The sequence below is a fragment of the Oleiphilus sp. HI0061 genome (assembly GCF_001635675.1).
This window is the reverse complement of record NZ_LWFE01000323.1, coordinates 1-826: the sequence shown is the minus strand read 5'-3', so window position 1 is coordinate 826 and position 826 is coordinate 1. Positions and strand designations below refer to the sequence as shown.

Sequence of the window (826 nt, the reverse complement as noted above, 5' to 3'; positions counted from 1 at the left end):
CCTGCGGGTCAGAAGCGAGACATTATCGTTGTTATAGATCCAGGGCATGGTGGGGAAGACCCGGGTGCCATCGGCCCGAATCGTATAAAAGAAAAAGATGTCGTGTTGGCAATTGCTAAAGAATTGAGAAAGCAGATTAATGCTCAAAAAGGCTTTAAAGCTTACCTGACCAGAGAGCGGGATTATTATATTGGTTTGCGCAAGCGTACCCGGATTGCCAGAAAGCATAATACTGACTTGTTAGTGTCTATTCATGCTGATGCATTTAAGAAAGCCCAGGCACACGGTGCATCAGTTTTTGCCTTGTCAAACCGTGGCGCGACCAGTGAGACAGCTCGTTGGTTAGCGCAAAAAGAGAATTCTGCCGATTTAATAGGCGGCGTGGGTGGTGTAAGTTTGGAAGACAAGGATGACGTTCTAGCGAGCGTACTCTTGGACCTTTCTTCCACGGCAAGTTTAAAAGCGAGTTTAGGCGTAGGTAGTAAGGTATTAAGCTCCATGGGCAATGTTGCTCGTTTGCATAAGCGTTCGGTTCAGCAGGCAGGTTTTGTGGTGTTGAAGTCACCAGATATTCCATCAATATTGGTTGAGACAGGATTTATTTCAAATCCGGCAGAGTCCAAGAGATTAAAGTCGTCAAAGTATCAGCGGAAAATGGCCAAGGCGATAAAGGGCGGAATTCTCGCTTACTTTAATGACGCGCCACCTCCGGGAACGCTATTGGCATGGAATAAGGGTGGCAATAGTGTAGTGAACCAAAGTGTTGCTCAAAGCACTAAATCAAAAGCCACGAATTTCAAGAAGTATGTTGTTCGAAAAGGTGATA

The 826-nt window shown here is 45.6% G+C and carries 1 protein-coding gene; it reads left to right on the top strand.

Annotated features, from left to right (window positions below; genetic code table 11):
• A partial coding sequence (locus A3735_RS04145) for an N-acetylmuramoyl-L-alanine amidase (RefSeq protein ID WP_197485661.1) occupies positions 1 to 826 on the top strand: 826 nt, incomplete at both ends.